This window comes from Variovorax sp. E3 (assembly GCF_016082275.1).
Classification (GTDB): Bacteria; Pseudomonadota; Gammaproteobacteria; order Burkholderiales; family Burkholderiaceae_C; genus Variovorax.
On the sequence record NZ_MOWM01000129.1, the window covers coordinates 1 to 23,527 of the forward strand.

Annotated in this window: 18 protein-coding genes and 6 pseudogenes; 15 read left to right on the forward strand and 9 right to left on the reverse strand. The window is 67.9% G+C overall.

Features of this window, described 5'->3' with window-relative positions:
- Positions 1–406, forward strand: a pseudogene (locus BMG07_RS30755) (beta-ketoacyl-[acyl-carrier-protein] synthase family protein); the annotation flags it as partial.
- On the opposite strand, the gene BMG07_RS30760 reads toward BMG07_RS30755, so the two are convergent.
- Positions 403–1,242 (reverse strand): LysR family transcriptional regulator, encoded by an 840-nt coding sequence (locus tag BMG07_RS30760; protein WP_307867128.1) that lies wholly within the window; start codon positions 1,240–1,242, stop codon positions 403–405. The pseudogene BMG07_RS30755 and the gene BMG07_RS30760 sit on opposite strands and share 4 nt — an antisense overlap.
- A 217-nt stretch (positions 1,243–1,459) precedes the next feature.
- Between BMG07_RS30760 and BMG07_RS30765 the strand changes: the two are divergent.
- The 4 genes and pseudogenes from BMG07_RS30765 to BMG07_RS30780 all read left to right on the forward strand — a co-directional run bounded on the left by BMG07_RS30765 (position 1,460) and on the right by BMG07_RS30780 (position 6,085).
- A pseudogene (locus BMG07_RS30765) lies at positions 1,460–2,814 on the forward strand (M20/M25/M40 family metallo-hydrolase).
- A 97-nt stretch (positions 2,815–2,911) separates the two neighbouring features.
- Complete coding sequence (locus tag BMG07_RS30770; RefSeq protein WP_269759568.1) at positions 2,912–3,373, forward strand: DUF2501 domain-containing protein; 462 nt, start codon at positions 2,912–2,914, stop codon at positions 3,371–3,373.
- An 89-nt stretch (positions 3,374–3,462) separates the two neighbouring features.
- Positions 3,463–5,187 carry a SulP family inorganic anion transporter gene (locus BMG07_RS30775; RefSeq protein ID WP_198087719.1) on the forward strand — a complete coding sequence of 575 codons (1,725 nt, stop codon included), beginning with the start codon at positions 3,463–3,465 and terminating at the stop codon, positions 5,185–5,187.
- A 13-nt stretch (positions 5,188–5,200) separates the two neighbouring features.
- The gene (locus BMG07_RS30780; RefSeq protein ID WP_198087706.1) at positions 5,201–6,085 is read left to right on the forward strand and encodes a LysR substrate-binding domain-containing protein; all 885 of its coding nucleotides are present in this window, start codon (positions 5,201–5,203) and stop codon (positions 6,083–6,085) included.
- Positions 6,086–6,127: 42 nt separating this feature from the next.
- Here BMG07_RS30780 and BMG07_RS30785 read toward each other — a convergent pair whose 3' ends face one another.
- From BMG07_RS30785 to BMG07_RS30805, 5 genes and pseudogenes are all read right to left on the reverse strand, one after another.
- Entirely contained in the window at positions 6,128–6,709 is a 582-nt protein-coding gene (locus BMG07_RS30785; protein WP_198087707.1) for a DUF3299 domain-containing protein, read from the reverse strand.
- A 74-nt stretch (positions 6,710–6,783) separates the two neighbouring features.
- A pseudogene (gene arfB, locus BMG07_RS30790) lies at positions 6,784–7,190 on the reverse strand (alternative ribosome rescue aminoacyl-tRNA hydrolase ArfB).
- Between the two features lie 16 nt (positions 7,191–7,206).
- Positions 7,207–8,391, reverse strand: a complete 1,185-nt coding sequence (locus BMG07_RS30795) for an acetyl-CoA C-acyltransferase family protein (RefSeq protein WP_198087708.1) — start codon at positions 8,389–8,391, stop codon at positions 7,207–7,209.
- A gap of 32 nt (positions 8,392–8,423) precedes the next feature.
- Positions 8,424–9,212, reverse strand: a complete 789-nt coding sequence (locus BMG07_RS30800; RefSeq protein ID WP_198087709.1) for an enoyl-CoA hydratase/isomerase family protein — start codon at positions 9,210–9,212, stop codon at positions 8,424–8,426.
- Positions 9,209–9,906 (reverse strand): annotated as a pseudogene (locus BMG07_RS30805) (TetR/AcrR family transcriptional regulator). The gene BMG07_RS30800 and the pseudogene BMG07_RS30805 overlap by 4 nt, the downstream one beginning before the upstream one ends.
- 139 nt (positions 9,907–10,045) lie before the next feature.
- On the opposite strand from BMG07_RS30805, the gene BMG07_RS30810 reads away from it, so the two are divergent.
- From BMG07_RS30810 to BMG07_RS30850, 9 genes and pseudogenes are all read left to right on the forward strand, one after another.
- Complete coding sequence (locus BMG07_RS30810; RefSeq protein ID WP_198087710.1) at positions 10,046–10,885, forward strand: ABC transporter ATP-binding protein; 840 nt, start codon at positions 10,046–10,048, stop codon at positions 10,883–10,885.
- Positions 10,882–11,763: a branched-chain amino acid ABC transporter permease gene (locus tag BMG07_RS30815; RefSeq protein WP_198087711.1), complete on the forward strand. Its 882-nt coding sequence runs from the start codon at positions 10,882–10,884 to the stop codon at positions 11,761–11,763. The genes BMG07_RS30810 and BMG07_RS30815 overlap by 4 nt, the downstream gene beginning before the upstream one ends.
- 63 nt (positions 11,764–11,826) lie before the next feature.
- On the forward strand, positions 11,827–12,864 hold the full coding sequence (locus BMG07_RS30820) for a branched-chain amino acid ABC transporter permease (protein ID WP_198087712.1): 1,038 nt from the start codon (positions 11,827–11,829) through the stop codon (positions 12,862–12,864).
- Between the two features lie 20 nt (positions 12,865–12,884).
- Positions 12,885–14,077: pseudogene (locus BMG07_RS30825) on the forward strand (ABC transporter substrate-binding protein).
- 122 nt (positions 14,078–14,199) lie between these two features.
- Entirely contained in the window at positions 14,200–15,006 is an 807-nt protein-coding gene (locus tag BMG07_RS30830; protein ID WP_198087713.1) for an ABC transporter ATP-binding protein, read from the forward strand.
- The gene (locus tag BMG07_RS30835; RefSeq protein ID WP_198087714.1) at positions 15,003–16,826 is read left to right on the forward strand and encodes a long-chain fatty acid--CoA ligase; all 1,824 of its coding nucleotides are present in this window, start codon (positions 15,003–15,005) and stop codon (positions 16,824–16,826) included. The genes BMG07_RS30830 and BMG07_RS30835 overlap by 4 nt, the downstream gene beginning before the upstream one ends.
- A gap of 208 nt (positions 16,827–17,034) precedes the next feature.
- Positions 17,035–17,427: an MAPEG family protein gene (locus tag BMG07_RS30840; RefSeq protein WP_198087715.1), complete on the forward strand. Its 393-nt coding sequence runs from the start codon at positions 17,035–17,037 to the stop codon at positions 17,425–17,427.
- 237 nt (positions 17,428–17,664) lie between these two features.
- Positions 17,665–17,826 (forward strand): YciI family protein, encoded by a 162-nt coding sequence (locus BMG07_RS43140; protein WP_374221344.1) that lies wholly within the window; start codon positions 17,665–17,667, stop codon positions 17,824–17,826.
- 65 nt (positions 17,827–17,891) lie between these two features.
- Positions 17,892–18,914 carry a DUF6596 domain-containing protein gene (locus tag BMG07_RS30850; RefSeq protein ID WP_307867129.1) on the forward strand — a complete coding sequence of 341 codons (1,023 nt, stop codon included), beginning with the start codon at positions 17,892–17,894 and terminating at the stop codon, positions 18,912–18,914.
- Between the two features lie 229 nt (positions 18,915–19,143).
- Here the strand turns inward: BMG07_RS30850 and BMG07_RS30855 are convergent, their stop codons facing one another.
- Positions 19,144–19,482 (reverse strand): hypothetical protein, encoded by a 339-nt coding sequence (locus BMG07_RS30855; protein WP_269759570.1) that lies wholly within the window; start codon positions 19,480–19,482, stop codon positions 19,144–19,146.
- Between the two features lie 9 nt (positions 19,483–19,491).
- Positions 19,492–22,112: pseudogene (gene clpB / locus BMG07_RS30860) on the reverse strand (ATP-dependent chaperone ClpB).
- Between the two features lie 109 nt (positions 22,113–22,221).
- On the opposite strand from clpB, the gene BMG07_RS30865 reads away from it, so the two are divergent.
- Positions 22,222–23,214 carry a Bug family tripartite tricarboxylate transporter substrate binding protein gene (locus tag BMG07_RS30865; protein WP_198087717.1) on the forward strand — a complete coding sequence of 331 codons (993 nt, stop codon included), beginning with the start codon at positions 22,222–22,224 and terminating at the stop codon, positions 23,212–23,214.
- A 114-nt stretch (positions 23,215–23,328) separates the two neighbouring features.
- Here the strand turns inward: BMG07_RS30865 and BMG07_RS30870 are convergent.
- The coding region (locus BMG07_RS30870; RefSeq protein ID WP_198087718.1) for a transposase at positions 23,329–23,527 on the reverse strand (199 nt) is incomplete at its 5' end.

The window sequence follows — 23,527 nt, forward strand, 5'->3', positions numbered from 1 at the left end:
CCAGGCCCGCGCCCTGCGCGCCGCCTTGCGCCAGGCCGGCCTGCAGCCGCGCGACGTGGGCTACTGCAACGCGCACGGCACGGCCACGCGCATCGGCGACGTGGTCGAGCGCAATGCGCTGGCCGAGGTGTGGGGCGACGACCTCGGCGCACTGCGCGTGAGCTCGACCAAGGCGCTGCACGGCCACATGCTGGGCGCTGCGGGCGCGCTCGAGGCGCTCATCACCGTGCTCGCGTTGCACGAACAGCAACTGCCGCCCAATGCGAACTGCGCCGAAATCGACCCGGCCTGCAGCCTGAACCTCGTGCAGCCGGGCGACACGGCGGCGCCGTCGCTCGAAGCGGCCGTGAGCAATTCCTTCGCCTTCGGCGGCACGAATTCCGTGCTGCTGTTCCGCCGCGCCTAAGCCGCGGCCCCGAGCAGCCATTCGACGAAGGCGCCGACCAGCGCGTCGTCGGTGCGGCTCGGTGCCACGAACACGCTGTAACCCCGGCTCGACGGCGCGCGGTGCGAGCAGGCCAGCACCAGTTCGCCCGAGCGCAACTCGCGCTCGATGAAATATTCCGGCACCAGCCCCACGCCCAGGTCGGCGCGCACCGCCGCGACCAGCGACGAGAACAGGTCGAAGCGATGCCCCGCCACCAGGTTGTCGGGCGCACGCGCATGCGCCGTCTGCCCGAACCACTCTTCCCACGCGCCCATGCGCGTGCGCAGTTGCAGCAGCGGCGCCGCGCGAAAGTCGCCGCGCGCCATCGCCGCCCGGCCCTTGGCCTTGGGCGAGCACACGGCCACGCACGGCTCGCCCATCAGCGGCAGCGCATTGGCGCCGGGCCACACCGCGTCGTCGTACTGCACGCCCACGTCGAAGGGCATGTCTTCCATGTAGAGGTGCGTCGGGAACACCTGCAGATGCAGGCTGCAGCCCGGGTGCTGCGCGATGAATTCCGGCAGCCGCGGCGTGAGCCAGCCTTCGGCCAGCACCGGCACCGCGCCCACCAGCAGGCGCAGGCCGTCGGTGCGCTGGGCCATCGCCTCGAGCGTGTGGTTCTGCAGCCGCAGCAGGTCGCCGGAAATCTGGCCGTGGTAACGGCGCCCGGCCTCGGTGAGCTCGGTGCCGCGCGCGGTGCGCTGCACCAGCCGCACGCCGATCTGCGACTCCAGCAACCGCAGCTGCTGGCTCACCGCGCTGTGCGTGAGGCACAGCTCTTCGGCCGCCTTGCCCACGCCGTGGTGGCGTGCCACGCGTCGAAGGTCAGCAGCGCGCGGGTGCTGGGGATGTGGCGGCGCATGGGCTCGGGTCGGGTGGGGTCGGGCTTCGTTAGAAAAACTGACAACGCCAAAGATTAAACCAGAGCACGCGCTTAGCACAGCCACAAGAATCGCTGACGACGCCGCGTCGTCGGCGCCACCCTTTCCGCTCTCCGCTTTCCGCTCACTTTCTCAAGGACGCTCCCGCACCATGCCACGCCCTGCCTCTCTTCGCCTCGCCCCGCTCGCCCTTGCCCTGGCTTGCGCCACCGCCGGCCTCGCGCATGCCCAGACCGGCGCCGTCGCGGCCACGCCTTCGCAGGTGCGGCCCGATGTGGACAAGGCCTACACGCAGCTCATGGCGTCGCCGCAGGTGCAGAAGCTGCTCGACGCGGTGAAGGCCGACCACGATCGCTCGGTCGAAGACCTGAAGATGCTCACGGAGATCGAGGCCCCGCCCTTCAAGGAACAGAAGCGCGCCGAGGCTTTTCTCGCGCGCATGAAGGCCCTGGGCCTCACGGACGCGAAGATCGATGCCGAAGGCAACGTGGTCGGCCTGCGCAAGGGCACGGGCAACGGGCCCAAGCTGCTGATCTCGGCCCACCTCGACACCGTGTTCCCCGCCGGCACCGACGTGAAGGTCAAGGAGCGCGACGGCAAGCTCTACGCGCCCGGCATTTCCGACGACACACGCGGCCTGTCGGTGCTGCTGTCGTGGCTCAAGGTGCTGAACGACAACAAGGTGCAGACCGTGGGCGACCTGCTGTTCGTGGGCAATGTGGGCGAGGAAGAGCTGGGCAACCTGCGCGGCATCAAGGCCGTGTTCCGCGACCACCTCGACATCGACGGCATGGTCGGCCTTGAGCCTGCCCCCGACGGCACGGTGCTGATGCTGGGCACCGGCAGCCACCGCTACGAAGTGACCTTCAAGGGCCCGGGCGGCCACAGCTTCGGCGCCTTCGGCCAGGTGCCCAGCGCCATCCACGGCATGGGCCGCGCCATCGCCAAGATCGCCGACATCCGCACGCCGAGCTTCCCGAAGACGACCTTCACCGTGGGCACGGTCGGCGGCGGCACCTCGGTCAACACCATCGCGCCGGACGCGCGCATGGCGGTCGACATCCGCTCCGATGAAATGGCGCCGCTGCTCGAGACCGAGAAGAAGATCCTCGCGGCCATCGACGAGGCCGTGGTCGAGGAAAACAAGCGCTGGAACGTCAACACGCTGAGCGTGAGCACCAAGCTCATCGGCGACCGCCCGGGCGGCCGCACGCAGTCGGACACGGTGATCGTCGAGGCCGCCACGCGCGCCAACGCGGCCTTCGGCCACAAGACCCTGCTCACGGGCGCCAGCACCGACGCAACGTGCCGATGTCGCTGGGCATTCCGGCCATCATCATCGGCGGCGGCGGCAAGACGGGCGGCTTCCACGCGCTGAGCGAATGGATCGACGTGACCGACGGCTGGAAGGGCGCGCAGAACTCGCTGGTAACGGTGCTCGGCCTGGTCGGCGTGCAGGGCACCAGCACGCCGCTGCTCGAAAAGCGCCCGCCGCGCACGAAGTAAGCGGGCGGCCGTCGGGCGCGCGCCGAGGGGCTGCGCGCCTCGACTCTCCGGTATGCTGGTGGCCGCTTTTCACCATGCGTACCGACAGGAGGACACCATGCACGCCCGCTCCACCCTCATCGCCCTGGCCCTGCTCGCGGCAGGCGCCTCGGCACAAGCCAACAACCTGCTCGACCAATTGAAGGAAAAAGCCGGCGAGGCCGCCAGCGCCAACTCCCAAGGCAACGCGGGCGGCACCGGCGGCTCCGCGCTCGGCAGCCTGGGCAACAACCTGGGCTTCAAGATGCCCGCCATCGGCTCCAGCACCATCGGCAACGCCGCCGGCGTGCTGCAGTACTGCGTGAAGAACAACTACCTGGGCGGCGACGCGGCCTCGGTGAAAGACAAGCTGCTGGCCAAGATCACCGGCCAGAAGCCGCAGGAAACCGGCTTTGCCAACGGCGCCAAGGGCCTGCTCAAGGGCGGCGACGGCCAGACGCTGAACTTCAAGGTGCTGTCGTCCAAGCTCAAGACCAAGGCCTGCGACTACGTGCTCAAGAACGCAACTTCGCTGATCTGATTCCGCCAGCTTCCCCGCATCGCTGTCGCGCGGCGCACCGCGCACCGCGCAAATGCTGCTCCGATTTCTCAGTGCGCCCGCCCATGCCCATGACCCCGGCTGCCCCCTCCGCATCGTCCCCTTCCCTGCGCCAGCGCCTCGCGCGCTGGGTTCCCTGCCTTGCCTGGCCCCGCCCCTCGCCCGCGCTGCTGCGCAACGAGGCCATGGCCGGCATCACCGTCGCGCTGATGGTCATTCCGCAGGGCGTGGCCTATGCGGCGCTGGCCGGCATGCCGCTGGTGACGGGTGTGTACGCGGCGCTGTTCCCGGCGCTGATCGCGGTGATGTTCAGCTCGTCGCAGCGGCTGTCGGTCGGGCCCACGGCGCTCACCAGCCTGCTGGTCGGCGCCTCGCTCGCGCCGCTGGCGGTGGCGGGCAGCGCCGAGTGGGTGGCGATGGCGGTGTGGCTCACGCTGATGTCCGGCACCATCCAGATCGTGCTGGGCGCGGGGCGCTTCGGCTGGCTGCTGCGGCTGGTCAATTCGCCGGTGCTCATCGGCTTCACGCAGGGCGCGGCGGTGCTGATCGCCATTTCGCAGTTGCCCGCGCTGCTGGGCTTCACAGGGCGCACGATTCCTCAGGTGTTGCAGGGCGGCCCGCTGCCCGACCTCGTGGCCATTGCCTTCGGCCTGGGCAGCATCGCGGTGCTGTGGCTCGGCAAGCGCATGCTGCCGCGCTTCCCCACCACCATGGCACTGGTGGCCGGCGCGGCCGCCATCAGCTGGGCGGTCGACTACGCGCTGCGCGGCGGCGCGGTGGTCGGCAGCCTGCCTTCGGGCCTGCCCTCGTTCTACTGGCCCGGCCTGCTGCCCGTGAGCACCTTCAGCGCACTGGTGCTGCCGGCGCTGATGATCACGCTGGTGAGCTTTCTGGAAACCGCGTCGAGCGCCAAGGTCGACAACGCGCGCGCCGGCACGCTCTGGAACGAAAACCAGGACCTGATCGGCCAGGGCCTGGCCAAGCTGGCCTCGGGCTTCACGGGCGCGTTCCCCACCAGCTCGTCGTTCTCGCGCTCGGCCATCACGCTGTATGCGGGCGCGCAGACCGGCTGGGCCACGCTGTTCAGCGTGGTGGTGGTGGCGGGCGCGCTGCTGTGGCTGATGCCGCTGCTGTACCACGTGCCGCAGGCGGTGCTGGCGGCGGTGGTGGTCACGGCCATCCTCGGGCTGGTGAAGCCCGCGAGCTTCACGGCGCTGTGGCGCGTGTCGCGCATCGAGGCGGGCATTGCCTTCGGCACCTTCGTGCTGACCATCGCGACGGCGCCCAGCATCTACTGGGGCGTGCTCGGCGGCCTGCTGGCCAGCATGGCGCACTACATGTACCGCCACCTGCACCCACGCATCATCGAAGTGGGCCTGCACCCCGACGGCAGCCTGCGCGACCGCAACCTGTGGAAGCTGCCGCCGCTGGCGCCGCAGCTGTATGCGCTGCGCATGGACGCGGAGCTCGACTTCGCCTCGGCCTCCACGCTCGAACGCGCCCTGACCGTGGCGCTGGCCGAGCGCCCCGAGCTCACCGACGTGTGCCTGTTCGCGCAGCCCATCAACCGCATCGACATCACGGGTGCCGAGGTGTTCGGCTCGATCCGCCGGATGATGGAATCCAGGGGCGTGCGCCTGCACCTGAGCGGCCTGAAGCTGCCCGCGATGCAGGTGCTCGAACGCGCCGGCCTGCTGGCGCCGGGGCCGATGCTGTTCAGCTACCGCACCGACGGCGAGGCGCTCGCGGCGCTGATGCCGCGTATCGAGGTGCCGGTGGCCGAAGCCACGAACTGAAGACGCGGCCTCCATGAAATCCACCATCGAAGAACTCGTCGCGTTCCGCACGGTGGTGGACACGGGCTCGATCACCGCCGCGTCGGAGCAGCTCGCGCAGACCGTCTCGGGCATCAGCCGCGCGCTGAGCCGGCTCGAGCAGAAGCTCGACACCACGCTGCTGCGCCGCACCACGCGCCGGCTCGAACTCACGGAAGAAGGCGCGGCCTTCCTGCAGCGCACCCGCGCCATCCTCGATGCGATCGACGACGCCGAAGAGCAGATGGCCGCGCGCCGCCAGCAACCGGCCGGCCGCCTTCGCGTGAATGCCGCCTCGCCCTTCATGCTGCACGCCATCGTGCCGCTGGTGTCGGAGTTCCGCCGGCTGTACCCGCAGATCAGCCTGGAGCTGGACACCGACGACCTGCCCATCGACCTGCTGGAACGCCGCACCGACATCGCCATTCGCATCGGCCCGCTGCGTGACTCCACGCTGCATGCGCGCCCGCTCGGCACGCACCGGCTGCGCGTGCTCGCGAGCCCCGCATACCTCGAAGCCGGCGGCAAGCCGCGCAAGGTGACCGAGCTGGCGGACCATTCGCTGCTTGGCTTCACCCAGCCCGAGTCGCTCAACCGCTGGCCCCTGCGCGGCACGCACGGCGACGAATGGGCCATCACGCCGACGGTGGCCGCGTCCAGCGGCGAGACGCTGCGGCAGATGGCGCTGGCCGGCGTGGGCATTGCCTGCCTGGCCGACTTCATGACCGCCAGCGACCGTGCCAGCGGCGCGCTGGTGCAGGTGCTGACGAAGGAGACGGTGGACGTGCGCCAGCCCGTCAATGCGGTGTATTACCGCAACACGCAGCTGTCGGCGCGCATCACGTCGTTCCTGGATTTCTTGTCGCAGCGCATGACCTGACGCGTGGCCGCGGCGGCGCGCAGGCTACTGCGGCTACTGCGGCTACTGCGGCTGCTTCGGCGTAAAGCGCTCGACAGCGGCCGAGGCGATCTCGTAGCCGCTCACGCCCATGTCCACCGACGCATAGCGCGCCGCCTTCAGCGTGCCGCTGACATACACCGTGTCCATCGCATGCAGGCTCTTCACCGGGCTGGGCGCGATCACGTGCACGATCTGGTTGGCGGGCGGTGGCGGCGTGTGAATACAGGCGCCGAAGTACGGCACCAGCAAAAACTCGCGAATGCCGTCCTGCGTGGCGTCGAGCGGCACGACAAACCCCGCGAGCTTGGCGGGCTTGCCGTCGAGCGCGACGTTGACCGGCGCGTTGTCCCACACGGCGCGCATCTCGTCGAGCATCTGGATGGCCTGCGGATCGTTGTCGCGCAGCGCCTCGAGGCTGATGTTGCGGTAGCGCTTGGTCGGGTCCCAGCTCTTGGGGATCAGTGCCTCCCACTTGAGCTCGGGCGCCACGGCGCTGCCGGCCCCCTGCTCCGCCGCGGTTCCCGGGCCGCAGCCGCCGAGCAGCAGCGCGGCCGGCGTCAGCAGAAGCGCCGACAGCAGGACGCGTGAAAACTGGCTTCTCATGACCGCGATTGTGCGCGGGCGCTGTTTCAGACCCGCAAGGCAGGGCCTTTCGCATTCAGTTCACGACGACGCGGTCAGTCCCGCACCGGTCCGCGCGAGCTCTTGATCTGCGAGCGCTGGCTCTTGCCCTCGAGCCGGCGCTGCTTCGAGCCGTAGGTCGGCTTGGTGGCGCGCCGCACGCGCGGCGGCGTGGCCACGCCGTCGATCACCGCCTGAAGACGCGCCAGCGCATCGGCACGGTTCATTTCCTGCGTGCGATGCTGCTGCGCCTTGAGCACCAGCACGCCCTCTTGCGTGATGCGGCTGTCGCGCAGCGCGAGCAGCCGCTCCTTGACGTCGGCCGGCAGCGAACTCGCGGGGATGTCGTAGCGCAGGTGCACCGCGCTCGACACCTTGTTGACGTTCTGCCCGCCGCGCCCTGTGCCCGGATGGCGCTGATCTCGACTTCGTCGGGATCGATCAGGAGCGGAGGGCGAAGCATGCGGGCGAGTGTGCCTTCAAACGCGCTCGAACACGGCGGCAATGCCTTGGCCGCCGCCGATGCACATCGTGACGAGCGCGTAGCGGCCGCCCGTGCGGTGCAGCTCGGCAATCGCCTTGGTCGTGATGATCGCGCCCGTGGCGCCCACCGGATGGCCCAGCGAAATGCCCGAGCCGTTCGGGTTCACCTTCGCGGGGTCGAAGCCCAGCTCCTTGATGACCGCGCAGGCCTGCGCCGCGAAGGCTTCGTTCGACTCGATGACGTCGAAGTCGCTCACCTTCAGGCCCGTGCGCTCCAGCACCTTGCGCGTGGCCGGCACCGGGCCGATGCCCATGTACGCGGGCTCGACGCCGGCGTGCGCGTAGCCCATCAGGCGCGCCAGCGGCTTGAGGCCGCGCGCCTTCACGCTGTCGCCGCTGGCCAGCACCACGGCGGCGGCGCCGTCGTTGATGCCCGAGGCGTTGCCGGCGGTCACGAGACCGTCCTTCTTGAACGCGGGCTTCATCTTGCCGAGCGTCTCGGCGGTGGTGTCGGCGCGCACATGCTCGTCGGTGTCGAACAGCACCACGCCCTTGCGCGTCTTCACCTCGACCGCGACGATCTGTTCCTTGAAGCGGCCCGCCGCAATGGCCGCGGCGGCGCGCTGCTGGCTGGTCACGGCCAGCGCGTCCATCTGCTCGCGCGTGATGCCGTAGCGCGCGGCCACGTTCTCGGCCGTGATGCCCATGTGGATCTTCTCCCACGGGTCGTGCAGGATGCCGAGCATGTAGTCGACCAGCACCGCGTCGCCCATGCGGGCGCCGTAGCGCGCCGAGGTGTCGAAATACGGGCCGCGGCTCATCGACTCCGAGCCGCCGCCGATGGCGATCTCGCAGTCACCCAGCGCAATCGCCTGCGCCGCCGACACGATGGCCTGCAGGCCCGAGCCGCAGAGGCGGTTCACGTTGAAGGCCGGCGTCTCGATGGGGCAGCCGGCGTCGATGGCGGCCACGCGGCTCAGGTAGGCGTCTTTCACGTCGGTGGGAATCACGTTGCCCATCACCACGTGCCCGATGGCATCGCCCGCGAGGCCGCTGCGCTCGATGGCGGCCTTGACTGCGGTGGTGGCCAGTTGCGTGTTGGGCACGTCCTTCAGCGCACCGCCGAAAGTGCCGATGGCGGTGCGGGCGGTGCCGACCACGAAGATGTCGCGCTGGGTCATGAGTGGATCTCCTGGGTTTGATGAAAACGGTGTCAGCGGCCCGTGAAGGCCGCCGGCTTCTTGTCGAAGAACGCGTCGAGGCCGATTCTGAAGTCGTCGGTCGCGGCGCAGGCCTGGAAGGCGGCCGACTCGGCGTCGAGCTGGCTCGCCAGGTCGCGGTCGAGCGAGCCGCGCATCAGGCGGCGCAGGTTGCCCAGCGCCACGGTCGGGCCCTTGGCCAGCCGCTGCGCGAGCGCCCTCGCCTCGGCCTCGAGGTCGGCGGCGGGCACCACGCGGTTGACCAGGCCCATGCGCTCGACAGCGGCCGCGTCGTAGGTGTCGCCGAGCATCGCGATTTCCAGCGCGCGGCGCATGCCGACGAGGCGCGGCAACGCCCACGACGCACCGACGTCGCAACTGGTGCCGATGTTCACGTAGGCCAGGTTGAAGCGCGTGCCCTCGGCCGCGAGCACGAAGTCGGCCTGCAGCATCATGCTCAGGCCCGCGCCGGCCGCCACGCCGTGCACCTGCGCGACGAGCGGCGCGTCCATCGCGTCGAGCACGGTCAGCGCCTCGTGCAGCGGGCCGATCAGGTCGGCGGCGCCCTGCTTGGGGTCGGCGCTCAGCACGCCGAGATCGCCGCCCGCCATGAAGCCCTTGCCCGCCCCGCTCATGAGCACGGCGCGCACGCTCCGGTCGGCGGCCAGCTCGCGCGCGGCGGCCAGGAAGGCGTTGGCCATCGGCACGTCGATGGCGTTGAGCGCGGCCGGGCGGTTGAAGCGCAGGGTGGCCACCGCGCCGTCGCGGCCCCGCAGCAAGGGAGCAGCGTCTGTCGTCGTCATGCGGTTTTTCCTTTTGTCTTCGTGGCCGGCTTGCGTGTTTTCTCGACCGGCGCCGGGCGCTGCAACACGCCATTGAGCAGCAGCGCGATGCCCTGGTCGGCGATCTGGTCGGGCGTGAGGTCGCCGTCGGGCCGGTACCAGCGGCCGATCCAGCTCAGCGCGCCGGCCAGCATGAAGGCCGCCATCTTCGGGTCGCAGGGCGCGAGCGAGCCTTCGGCCACGCCGTCCTCGATCAGCCGGCGAAACTGCCCGTCGATACCGGCCTTGAGGCGGCGCAGCTCCTTCTTCAGCGGCTCGGGCAGCGGGTCTTCGCCGATGCGGATCACGCACATGCCGAAGTCCTGCGTCACCACGCTCGAGTAGATGCGCATGCACGCCTTGAGCTGGTCGATGGCGCTGCCGCCCGCGGCGCGCACCTCGCCGATGCGTCCTGCATCAGCTCGAGCGCGATCTTCACGCACTCCAGCAGGATCTGGTCCTTGTTCTCGATGTAGTAGTACAGCGTGGGCTTGCTCACATTCAGCCGCTCGGCGATGTCGTCGAGCGAGGTCGCGTGGAAGCCGCGCTCGTTGAAAAGCCGGGCGGCCATCTGCAGCACGGCGTGGCGCTTGACCTCGCGCTGCTGGGCGCGCTTGCCGGCGGGCTCCCAGGGAGAAGACGGGGTGGGCGATGGGGCTGTGGCTGAACGGGGCATGGGGTTTGTGCGGGCGGGGAAAGTCCGGATGCCGCGCAGTGCGACGAACGTAGACATTACCCGCCAGTAGGAATTTTACGGACCAGTAGCTTTCGGGGTGCTGGACACAAACCCTGACCTTACAACGATGCTCTGAGCCATGCCTGACGCGCCCTCCGCTTCCGTGCTGCAGGTCGATGCGCTGACGCTCGCGTTCGGCGGCGTCAAGGCGCTCACGAACGTCGGCTTCAGCGTGGCGCCCGGCTCCATCACTGCCGTGATCGGGCCGAACGGCGCGGGCAAGACTTCGCTGTTCAACACCATCTCGGGCTTCTACAAGCCGTCTCAAGGCCGCGTGCTGTTCCAGGGCGAGGACATCACCCGCCTGCCCGCCCCGAAGCGCGCCGCGCTGGGCCTGGCGCGCAGCTTCCAGAACATCGCGCTGTTCCGCGGCATGACCGTGCTCGACAACATCAAGCTCGGCCGCCACGCGCACCTGAAGACCAACGTGTTCGACGCCCTCTTCTACCTGGGCCGCGCGCGCCGCGAAGAGGCCGAGCTGCGCCGCGACGTGGAGGAGCGCATCATCGATTTCCTCGAGATCGACCACATCCGGCACGCGTCCGTCGCCGCCCTGCCCTACGGCCTGCAGAAGCGCGTGGAAATGGCGCGCGCCCTGGCCATGCAGCCCCAGGTGCTGATGCTCGACGAGCCCGTGGCCGGCATGAACCGCGAAGAGACGGAAGACATGGCGCGCTTCATCCTCGACGTGCGGCGCGAGTGGGGCATCACGGTGCTGATGGTCGAGCACGACATGGGCATGGTGATGGATCTGTCGGACCACGTGGTGGTGCTCAACTTCGGGCAGGTCATTGCGCAGGGCTCGCCGGCCCACGTGCAGGCCGACCCCGAGGTGATCCGCGCCTACCTGGGCGCCGGCGACGTGGGCGAACTGCGGCGCCGACTGCGCGGTGATACGGCCGTGGAGGCCGCCGCGTGATCGACTGGGCCTACCTCTTCGAGATCACGCTCACCGGCATCGCCGGCGGCGGGCTCTACGCGCTCGCGGCGCTGGCCTTCGTGCTGGTCTACAAGGCCACGCGGGTCGTCAACATCGCCATCGGCGAAATGCTGATGGTCGGCGCGTACCTGTTCTTCGCCTTCGCCGCGAGCTTCTCGCTTCCGATCTGGCTCGCGGTGCTGGGCTCCGTCATCGGCACCGGCCTGCTGGGCGCGGTGATCGAGCGCACCATGATCCGCCCATTGCTGGGCGAGCCCCCGATTTCAGTATTCATGGTCACGGTCGGGCTCGCGTCGATCCTGGTGGGCCTGGTCGAAATCATCTGGACCGCCGACCAGCGCCGCCTGCCCGAGTTCCTGCCCAACAGCCCGGTGATGGTCGGCGAGGCCTTCCTCGCCCCGAAGATCGCCTATGGCGCGCTCATCGCGGTGGTGCTGATCGGTCTCGTGCTGCTGCTGTTCCGGTTCTGGCGCGGCGGCGTCGCGCTGCGGGCCACGGCGTCGGACCAGGCGGCGGCGTACTCGATGGGCATCAACGTATCCCGCGTCTTCTCCCTCGCATGGGTCGCCTCGGCCATGATCGCCGCGGTGGCCGGCATCATCGTCGGCTCGATCGGCGGCATCTCCTCGTCCATGGGCGTGTTCGGTTTGTCGGTGCTGGTGGTGGTGATCGTCGGCGGACTCGACAGCGTGCTGGGCGCACTCGTCGGCGGTGTGTTCATCGGGCTGGTCGAGGCGCTGGCGGGCTCGTACCTCGGCGGCGAATACAAGCTGCTCGCCACCTTCATCGTGCTGGTGCTCGTGCTGATGGTCCGGCCCTACGGCCTCTTCGGCACCCACGAGATCGAGAGGCTTTGAAATGACCGGCAGCCTGGTCTTCTTCAGATGCCATCCGTGCACGCCCCTTGAACAGGAGTCGCAATGCGCATAGGCACCCTGAAGCAAAGCTACGTGGCGGACGCAGCGCTGTTCGACTCGCGCACGCAAAAGGCGTGGCTGGCAATAGGCACAGCGCTCCTGGTGCTGTTCCCCTTCATGGCCAGCGACTACTGGCTGTACCTCGCGTGCCTTGTCGCCATCAACGTGGCGAGCGCCACGGGGCTCAACATCCTCACGGGATACACAGGACTCGTGAGCCTGGGGCAAGCCGCGTTCATGGGCCTCGGGGCGTACACGGTGGCAATCATGCAGACGCGGCTCGGCACGCCCTTTCTGCTCAACCTCTTCGCGGGCGGCGTGGTCGCCATGCTCGGCGGTTTGATCGTCGGCATTCCCTCGCTGCGCGTGAAGGGGCTGTACCTTGCCATTGCGACCATTGCCGCGTCGTTCATCACGCACTTCCTGTTTGCCAATCTCAAGCTCACTGGCGGCACCACCGGTCTCTCGTTGCCGCCCGCGCAGTTCTTCGGCCTGCCGCTCGATACCTCGTTCCGGCTCTACTGGGTCATCGTGCCCGTGATGATCCTCATGGTGCTCGGCGCGGCCAACCTGTTTCGCACACGCGTGGGGCGCGCGTTCATCGCCATCCGCGACCGCGACATCTCGGCCGAGGTGCTGGGCATTCCGCTGCTTCGCTACAAGCTGCTGTCGTTCGGGCTTTCTTCGTTCTATGCGGGCGTGGCCGGTGGGCTGTGGGCCTACTTCTTTCGCGTCGTCACGCCCGAGAGCTTTCCGCTGCTGATGTCGATCTTCTTCCTGGCCGCCATCATCGTCGGCGGCATGGGCACGGTGCTCGGCGGCATCTTCGGCGCGGTGTTCATGACGATGGTGCCCGAGCTGCTCAAGCTCGTGGTCGACCTGCTGCCGGGCGGCACGGAGATGACCGTGTTCCTGTCGCCGGTGCGCACCGTGGTCTTCGGCCTGCTCATCGTCGGATTTCTGGTGTTCGAGCCGCATGGGCTCGCAGAAGTGTGGCGGCGCATACGCCGCTTCTTTCATCTATGGCCTTTCCGCAACTGACAAGGAACCAGGAGACAAGCATGCAGAACAAGACACCGACGAAGCTTTCCCACCAGCGCCGCGCCCTGCTGCTCGCAGCCGGCCTGGCCGCCGCCGTGCCCTTCGCGGCTCACGCGCAGGGCAACGACGACATCGTCATCGGCGGCTCGATTCCCATGACCGGCGTGTTCGCCTTCGCGGGCGTGGGCATCAACGCCGGCATGGCCGACTACGTGAAGATGGTCAACGACGCGGGCGGCATCAAGGGCCGCAGCTGCGCTACGTGCCCGAAGACACGGGCTACAAGGTCGACGTGTCGGTGGCGGCGTTCAAGAAGATCACGAGCCAGAACAAGGTCAACCTCTACTACGGCGACTCGACCGGCTTCTCCAAGACCATCAACCCCGAGCTGGACCGCAGCGGCCAGATCCTGATGGCGGGCGCCTCGTTCGCGACCGAGCTCAACGACCCGGCCAAGTACCCGAACCAGTTCCTGGTGGGCCCCGACTACACCGAGCAGATCGGCATTCTGCTGCGGCACATCGCCAAGGAGAAGCCGGGCGCGAAGGTGGCCTTCGTGTACTCCGACTCCGAGTTCGGCCGCGACCCGATCGAGGCCAGCGAAGCCGCCGCGAAGAAGCTCGGCCTCACGGTGCCCGTGAAGCTCATGACGCCGGCCGGCAGCGTGGACGTGTCGACCGAGGTCATCAAGCTGCGCCGCGCGGCGCCCGACTACACCATCTTCCACGGCTACATCCTGGCGCCCATTCCGGAGTTCGTGCAGCAGGGCAAACAGATGGGCATGACCAGCAAGTGGATGGGCACCTTCTGGACCATGGACAGCTCGACCGTCATGAAGATGGGCGAGGCGGCCGACGGCTTCATGGGCGTGATGCCCTACCGCTACTACTACGACACCTCGGCCAAGGCGCCGATGCTCGACAAGATCCGCGCGCTGCGCCCCGAGTACCAGAGCACGGCGTACACGCAGGGCTTTCTCACGGCAATGCTGTTCACCGAAGCGGCCAAGCGCACGCTCGACGCGGGCAAGCCGCTGGACGGCAAGAACCTGAAGGCGGCGCTCAACACCATCAAGGACTTCGACACGGGCGGGCTCATCGGCACGCCGATCACCATCAAGGGCAACTCGATACCGGTGGGCCGCGTCTACAAGGCCGACATGAAGGCGCAGAAGATGGTGGCGGCGTCGGACTGGATCAGTCTCGACAAGTAAGCCATGCACAGTCGACGGTACTTCCAGGAGCACCGCAGAACCGGCTTTGCCGGGCTGCTGGTGTTGCCCCCGGCAGGGGGTTGGCGAAGCGGCACGAAGTGCGCGAAGACTGGGGGCGAGCCATGAATGTATTGGAGGTCAACAACATCGAGGTGGTCTACAACAAGGTCGTGCAGGTGCTGCGCGGCCTGTCGCTGGCCGTGCCGCGCGGGCAGATCGTGGCGCTGCTGGGCAGCAACGGGGCGGGCAAGTCGACCACGCTGAAGGCGGTGTCGGGGCTGCTCGCGCTGGAAGACGGCGAGGTCGAGGCGGGCCGCATCACCTTCGACGGCGCGCCGACCGCACAGCTTGCGCCGCAGCAACTGGTGCGGCGCGGGCTCAGCCACGTGATGGAAGGCCGGCGCGTGTTCGAAGACCTGACGGTGGAAGAGAACCTCGTCGCGGCCACGTATGCGCTCACGGGGCGCGATGGCGCCAGGCCGCCGCGCAACTTCGACGACGTGTACGCCTATTTCCCCCGCCTGCACGAGCGGCGCAAGGGCCTTGCGGGCTATCTCTCGGGTGGCGAGCAGCAGATGCTGGCCATCGGCCGCGCGCTGGTGGCGCAGCCGCAGCTCATCCTGCTCGACGAGCCATCGCTGGGCCTCTCGCCCAAGCTGGTGGAAGACATCTTCACGATCATCGCGCGCATCAACGCCGAGCGCGGCACCTCGATGCTGCTGGTCGAGCAGAACGCGAGCGTGGCGCTGGCCATCGCGCACACGGGCTACATCATGGAAAGCGGCAAGGTGGTGATCGACGGCAGCGCCGAGCGGCTGGCGGCCGACCCGGACGTGCGCGAGTTCTACCTGGGCGTGGGCGGCAGCGGCGAGTCGCGCAGCTTTCGCGCGCTGAAGCACTACAAGCGCCGCAAGCGCTGGCTGTCATGACGACGAACTCGCTCCCCTCGCTGACCCTGCCGCAGATGCTGCGCGAGCAGGCCCGGCGGCAGCCCTGGCGCATCGCGATCCGGCAGAAGGACTTCGGCATCTGGCATCCGCTGGACTGGGCCGGCTACCTGCGGCGCGCGAGCCATTTCGGGCTGGGGCTGCACGCGATGGGCCTGGCGCCCGGCGGGCACCTCGGCGTGATCTCGGAGAACCGCGTCGAGTGGCTGCTGTCGCAGATGGGCGCGGGGCTGATCGGCGCGGTGACGGTGGGCGTGTACCCGACCAGCCCGAGCAACGAGGTGGCCTACGTGGTCGGGCACGCGGACATCGAGGTGATCGTCTGCGAGGACCAGGAGCAGACCGACAAGGTGCTCGACGCCATCGAGCAATTGCCGCGCCTACGCAAGATCGTGGTCATCGAAACGAAGGGGCTGGCGAGCTACCCGCCCGAAGTGCGCGAGCGCATCGCGACCTTCGCGGAAGTCGAGCAGGCCGGTGCCGAGCTGCATGCGCGCGAAGGCGATGCGCTGATCGACGCCGCGCTGCAGCGGCAGACGCTCGCCGACATCGGGCTGATGATCTACACCTCGGGCTCCACCGGCAAGCCCAAGGGCGCGATGATTTCGTACCGCAACATCCGCGGCGTGGTGCCCGGCATTGCCGACCGGCTGGGCCTGGGCGGCGACACCACGCACCTGTCGTACCTGCCGCTGTGCCACGTGGCCGAACAGATGCTCACGGCCTTCGTGCCGGTGTACCTGGGCTCGCAGGTGAACTTCGGCGAATCGATCCGCACGGTGCAGGAAGACCTGCGCGAAGTGGCGCCGACGATGTTCCTGGGCGTGCCGCGCATCTGGGAAAAGCTGCACGCGGGCATCAGCATCAAGATGCAGGAGGCGGGCCGCCTGCAGCGCGCGCTGTTCGCGCGTGCGATGGCCGCCTGCGCGCCGCTCGCGGAAAAGCCGCGCAGCCACTGGACGCTGGCCGAGCGCGGGCGCTTCGCGCTCGCCTACTGGACCGTGCTGCGCGCGCTGCAGAACTTCATCGGCCTGCGCCGCGCGCGCATCGCGCTCACGGGCGCGGCGCCGATTCCGGCGGACGTGGTGCGCTTCTTTCGCACGCTGGGCGTGCCGCTGGTGGAGGTGTACGGACTGACCGAATCGACCGGCATGATCGCGGGCCACAGGCACGACGCGGTGAAGATCGGCACGGTCGGCGCGCCCACGCTGGGCACCGAGCATCGCGTGGGCGAAGCGGGCGAACTGCTGGTGCGCGGCGACATGGTGTTCGAGGGCTACTACAAGAATACGGAGGCCACGGCCGCGTCGATCCGCGACGGGTGGCTCTACACCGGCGACGTGGTGCGCGAGGAAGACGACGGCCAACTGCGCATCGTCGACCGCCTGAAGGACATCATGATCACCGCCGGCGGCAAGAACCTCACGCCCTCGGAGATCGAGAACACCATGAAGGGCAGCCCCTTCATCAAGGAATGCATCGTGGTGGCGGACGGCCGCAAGTTCGTCGGCGCGCTGTTGCAGATCGACTACGAGACGGTGGGCAAATGGGCCGAGGCCGCGCGCATTCCGTTCACGCATTTCCGCTCGCTGGTGGAAGAGCCCCGGGTGCGCGCGCTGATCGACGCGGAAATATCCAGGGGCAATGAAAAGCTGGCGCAGGTCTCGCAGATCCGGCGTTTTCACTTGCTGACCAAAGAGTTGGACCACGACGACGGCGAGGTCACCGCGACCATGAAGGTGCGGCGCTCCAGCATCTACAAGACCTACGCCGGCGAGATCGAGGCGCTGTACAGCGCCTGACCGGTCCGCTGCCTTCGCAGGCGCGAGCCCCCAAAACCTCACGGGCTATCGGATTTGAGTTTCGGGGGATTTGCCCTCGGCTTTGCCCTCTGCGTTGTACAAGGGCGGCCCGCTCGACGCACGCAGAAAAAAATAATTCAAGCGCATGTCGAAATCCGACGCGCGACGGCGTCCTTGCTGCATCGGAACAAAAAAGGAGACCGCCGATATGCCATTGACCATCACGACCCTCTATGCACTGCCACTCGTACTCGTGTGGTTCCTGCTTTGGACAGGTGTCACTTCATCACGCCCCGGCTTCCATCAGTCGATCGGTGACGGCGGCAGGCCGGAGCTGCTGCTCAAGATCCGGCGCCACGGCAACTTCATCGAATGGGTGCCCTTTGTCCTGTTGCTGATGATCCTCGCGGAAGCGCAGGGAGCGAGTGCCCGCTGGCTGCATGCCGCGGGCGCGCTGCTGCTGGTCGGGCGCGTGGCCCATCCCTTCGGTCTCAAGATCGACAACGGCAACCATCCGCTGCGCTATGTGGGCAACGGCACCAACCTGCTTGCCGCAGGCATCCTGTTCGTCGCGCTCGCCCGCATCGCCACGGGCTTCTGAGCCCTCACTCCTCACCCTCCCCCGCTCCAAGGAATTCGACATGAAATACATGCTCCTGATCTACAACGACCCCCAACGCGAACCCGCCTATGGCACGCCCGAGTTCCAGCAGATGATGGGCGGCTTCTTCGCGCTCAACGAGAAGATGACGGCGACGGGGTCCTGCTCTCCGGCGAAGGACTGCAGGGGGTCGAGACCGCCACCTCGCTGCGCATTCGCGGCACCAAGGTGGCAACCATGGACGGCCCGTTCGCCGAAACCAAGGAGCACCTGGGCGGCTACTACGTGATCGATGTCGCCGACCTCGATGTCGCGCTGAAGTACGCGCAAGCGGTCCCGTCGGCCAGCTTCGGCACGGTCGAAGTGCGGCCGCTGATGGACTACAACCCGGCGGGCTGACCGGGCCTCGCCACCGGGCAGCCGGGCAACCGACGATGAGCTCACCCGCCTCCGGCGCGGTCGCCGTGACCCAGGCCCTCAACAGGCTGGCGCGCGACGATCGGGGGCGTTTGATTTCTGCGCTGATCGCCCGGCTCAACGACTTCCAGCTAGCTGAAGACGCCTTGCAGGACGCCATGCTGTCGGCGGTGTCCCATTGGAGCCGCTCCGGCATTCCGTCTTCGCCCCTTGGCTGGCTGCTGCGCGTGGCCTACCGGAAGGCGCTGGACCGCATCCGCGCCCACAGGACGGCCGACAGGATCGGCGTCAGCCTGCAGGTGCTCGCGGGTGACGAGGCCTACGAAGCCGAGACGGAACCGATTCCTGACGAGCGGCTGCGCCTGATCTTCACCTGCTGCCATCCCGCGCTGGAGCGGAAGTCGCAAGTGGCGCTGACGCTGCGCGTGGTCGCCGGCCTGTCCACGGCCCAGATCGCGCAGGCATTTCTCGACCAGGAAGCCACGATGGGGCAACGCCTGTCCCGCGCCAAGGCGAAGATCGCCGCGGCCCGCATCCGTTATGCGGTTCCGGAGCCCGCCGAGTGGCCGCAGCGCCTCCAGGCCGTGCTCGCGGTCGTCTACCTGATCTTCAATGCGGGCTACACGGCCGGGCCCAAGGCGGGCCGCGATCTGGCGGAAGAGGCCCTGTACCTTTGCGCGCTGCTGGACCGGCTGCATCCTGGCGAAGCGGAGGTCGAAGGGTGCCTGGCCGCGTTGATGATCAGCCATGCCCGCCGCGCGCCCGCACCGATGCCGACGGCCAGGCGACAGTGCCCATGGGTCGACAAGACCGGGGGCTGTGGAGAAAGGACGAGATCGCGGCCGGCGTGGCCATTCTGGAGCGGGCGCTGCGCCGGCGTGCCCCCGGGCCGCACCAGATCAAGGCCGCGATTGCCGCCTGCCATTGCGAGGGTGAGCATTCGGACTGGGCGCAGATCGCGCTGCTCTACGACAGCCTGCTGCGGTTCGAGCCTACCGACGTGGTGCGCCTCAATCGGGCCGTGGCCCATGCGGAAGCAGGCGCGCTTGACGCGGCGCTGGCCGAATTGACGCGAATCGAGCCCGCCCTGCGGGACTACCAGCCCTTCCACGCAGCGAAGGCGGAGTTGCTGGCCCGCCAAGGGCGGCATGCCCAAGCCCGAGCGGCCTACGAGACCGCGATGAGCCTGGCCCCATCGGCCGCCGATATTGCGTTTCTCGATGGGCGCATGAAGCGCCTCCCCGGCCTGTAGGCGCTCGCGGGGGCGTTCGAAGAAAGAGCCGCCGGCCCGGTTTCCGGCTATTCGCCGCGCACGGGGCGGGCCCGCACGTCGGTCACGTCATCGGCGGGGCCGATGGCGATAGGGCTGCGCGCCGACTCGCCGCGTGCGCGTGCATTGGCCACGTCGGCGGCGGTCGGCTCGACCGGCTGTGCCGCATGGCGAAATTTATCGAAGCCCGAGCGCGGGTTGAAGCGCCCGCCCATCGAAGACATCCAAGGCGTCACGGGCTTGCCCGTGAGACGCCCCCAGGCGTAGCGCACACCCCACACCGCCGCCAGCAGCATGACCGCCACGGCCAGGCTGGCCGCGAAGACCAGCCCCAGGAGCAGAAGAATGACGCGAAAAATGAAGTTCATCATCCGACTTTAGGCCGAAGCAGCCGCCGTTGGTTCCCCGCTCCTGGCGAACCTGAACTGGCCGGGGGTCTGGATCGGGTCGGTCGTGACCTCGATCGTGTCCTTCGGCCCGAAGCTGCCGTCCAGCAACAGCTTGGAGAGCGGGTTCTCGATGCGCTGCTGGATGGCGCGCTTGAGCGGTCGCGCACCGAACACCGGGTCGAAGCCGACCTTGGCGATCTCGGCCAGTGCCGCGGGCGACACCTCCAGGCCCAGGTCCATCTTCGCGAGCCGCGCCTGCAGCACCTTGAGCTGGATCGCGGCAATCGACTCGATGTTCTTCGCGTCGAGCGCATGGAACACCACGGTCTCGTCGATGCGGTTCAGGAACTCGGGGCGGAAGTAGTTCTTCAGCTCGTCCCACACCGCTTCCTTGATTTCTTCCGAGGGCTTGCCCACCATGGCCTGGATGATGGGCGAGCCGATGTTGCTCGTCATCACGATCACGGTGTTCTTGAAGTCCACGGTGCGGCCCTGGCCGTCGGTGAGGCGGCCGTCGTCGAGCACCTGCAGCAGCACGTTGAACACGTCGGGGTGGGCCTTCTCGACCTCGTCGAGCAGCACCACGCTGTAGGGCTTGCGGCGCACGGCTTCCGTGAGGTAGCCGCCCTCTTCATAGCCCACGTAGCCCGGCGGCGCGCCGATGAGGCGGGCGACCGAATGCTTCTCCATGAACTCGCTCATGTCGATGCGGATCAGGTGGTCTTCGCTGTCGAACAGGAAGCCCGCGAGCGCCTTGCACAGCTCGGTCTTGCCCACGCCCGTGGGGCCGAGGAACAGGAACGAACCGGTCGGGCGGTTCGGGTCCGACAGGCCCGAGCGCGAGCGGCGGATCGCATTGGCGACCGCACCGATGGCCTCGTCCTGGCCCACCACGCGCTCGTGCAGCTTGTCTTCCATCACGAGCAGCTTGTCGCGTTCGCCCTGCATCAGCTTGGCGACCGGAATGCCGGTGGCGCGCGCCACGACCTCGGCGATTTCTTCCGAACCGACCTGCGTGCGCAACAGCGTGGGCGCGCTCGACTTGCCCTTGGTGGCTTCAACGTCCTGCGCTTCCTTCAGGCGCTTTTCGAGCGCCGGCAGCTGGCCGTACTGCAGCTCGGCGACCTTGTTGAAGTCGCCCTTGGCGGTGAACTCGGCAATCTGGAACTTGATCTTGTCGATGTCCTCGCGCACCTTGGCGCTGCCCTGGGCCTGTGCCTTCTCGGCTTGCCAGATCTCGTCGTAGTCGGCAATTTCCTTCTGCAGCTTCGCGATCTCGTCCTGGATCAGGCCGAAACGCTTCTGCGAAGCCTCGTCCTTCTCGCGGCGCACGGCCTCCAGCTCGATCTGCAGCTGGATCAGGCGACGGTCGAGCCGGTCCATGACTTCGGGCTTGGAGTCCATCTCGATCTTGATCTTGGCCGCGGCCTCGTCGATCAGGTCGATGGCCTTGTCGGGCAGGAAGCGGTCGGTGATGTAGCGATCGCTCAGCTCGGCCGCGGCCACGATGGCCGGGTCGGTGATGTCCACGCCGTGATGCACTTCGTACTTTTCCTTCAGGCCGCGCAGGATGGCCACGGTGGCTTCCACGCTGGGCTCGCCCACGATGATCTTCTGGAAGCGGCGCTCCAGCGCGGCGTCTTTCTCGATGTACTTGCGGTACTCGTCGAGCGTGGTGGCGCCCACGCAGTGCAGCTCGCCGCGCGCAAGGGCGGGCTTGAGCATGTTGCCCGCGTCCATCGCGCCCTCGGCCTTGCCGGCGCCGACCATGGTGTGCAGCTCGTCGATGAAGACGATGGTCTGGCCTTCGTCCTTCGCGAGTTCGTTGAGCACGGTCTTCAGGCGTTCCTCGAACTCGCCGCGGAACTTGGCGCCGGCCAGCAGCGCGGCCATGTCGAGCGACAGCACGCGCTTGCCCATCAGCGACTCGGGCACTTCACCGGAGACGATGCGCTGCGCCAGGCCTTCGACGATGGCGGTCTTGCCCACGCCGGGTTCGCCGATGAGCACGGGGTTGTTCTTGGTGCGGCGTTGCAGCACCTGGATGGCGCGGCGGATTTCCTCGTCGCGGCCGATGACCGGGTCGAGCTTGCCCAGGCGGGCACGCTCGGTGAGGTCCATGCAGTATTTCTTGAGGCTTCGCGCTGGCCTTCGGCGTCGGCGCTGTTCACGCCCTGCCCGCCGCGCACGGCGTCGATGGCGGTCTCGAGCGACTTGCGGCTCAGGCCGTTTTCACGCGCGAGCTTGCCGATGTCGGCCTTGCTGTCGGCCAGCGCCAGCAGGAAGAGCTCGCCGGCAATGAACTGGTCGTTGCGCTTGATGGCTTCCTTCTCGGTGGCCTGCAGCAGCTTGCCGAGCTCGGGCCCGACCTGCACGATGTCGTGGCCCTGCACCTGCGGCAGTTTCTTGATGGCGGCTTCGGCCGCGTTCAGCAGGCCCGGCGCATTGACGCCCGCACGCTCCAGCAGGGCACGCGGACCGTCGTCCTGGCGCAGCATCGCGACCAGCAGGTGAGCCGGTTCGATGTAGGCGTTGTCGTTGCCCAGCGCGAGCGACTGTGCATCGCCCAGGGCTTCCTGAAATTTGGTGGTGAGTTTGTCTTGTCGCATGGCTTGATTCCTGCATTCAAAATAGGGCCGTTCGCCGTCCCTTCAAGTGCAAACGCGTTTGCGGGTTCTTCTTTCTTCTCTTCCACTCTTGTTGTTTTTGGAGTCCATCATGTCCTTTTCAAGGCGCAATGTCGTGTCGCGCGGTGTGCAACTGCTGCTGGCACTGGGTCTCTCGGGCGCCGTGCTGGCCCCGGCGCAGGCCCAGAGCGGCACGCCCATCCGCCTGCTGGTCGGCTTCCCCGCCGGCGCCGGCACCGACGCCATTGCACGCACGCTGGGCGAAAAACTCAAGGACGTGCTGGGCGTGCCCGTGGTGGTGGAAAACCGCGCGGGCGCGGGCGGCCAGATTGCCGCCACGGTGCTGAAGTCGTCCCCGGCCGACGGTCACACGCTGTTCCTGTCGCATGACCACACCATATCGATCCTTCCGCAGGTCGTGAAGAACCCCGGCTTCAACCCCGCCACCGACTTCGTGCCCGTGGCCGGCTTCGCCACCTTTGCCAACGTGCTGGCCGTGTCGGGCGGCACGCCGGCCAAGACCATGGACGAGTACGTGAAGTGGGTGCGCACGCAAAAGGGCGGCAAGGAGACCATCGGCATTCCGGCGCCGGCCTCGATTCCCGAGTTCCTGGTGAAGATGATCTCGGACAAGTACAAGATCGACGTGCAGCCCGCGCCCTACCGCGGCAGCGCCCCCATGACGGCCGACATGCTGGGCAACCAGATCACCGCGGGCATTGCCTCGGTGCCGGACTTCATCGAGAACCACAAGGCGGGCAAGGTGCGCATCGTGGCCTCCATCGGCGCCAAGCGCCAGGCCGTGATTCCGAACGTGCCCACGTTCACCGAGCTGGGCTTCGCGAACCTCGACGACCTGCCCTACTACGGCATCTTCGCGCCGGTGGGCACGCCGCAGCCGATCATCGACAAGTACGGCAACGCGCTGCAGAAGGTGCTGGCCATGCCCGACGTGAAGCAGAAGCTCACGACGATGGGGCTGACCGTGGGCTACGAGCCGCAGGGCCAGTTCGCGGGCCGCGTGCGCACGTACACGCAGACCTGGGAACGGATCATCCAGGCCAGCGGCTTCAAGCCCCTCTAAGGAAGGTCTGATCAAGTCGTAAGTTGCTTGATGGCGAGCGCGCGTATTTGGTCGTTGCGCTTGCGGCGCCCGTCTCGCCAATCGCCCCATGCGTTTGAGAGCCCCTGCGGCTCTTCACGCCGTCTGCGGACGCACCTGCCCTAGCATCGCGATCAGCTTCTTCCTGGCCATCCACAGATTCGACAACGCAAACAGCGTGATCACATGCGCCGTGTTCTTGGCCAGTCCCTTGAACCTCACTTTCGCGAGGCCGAACTGCCGCTTGATCACGCGGAACGGGTGCTCCACCTTCGCGCGGATGCTGGCCTTGCGG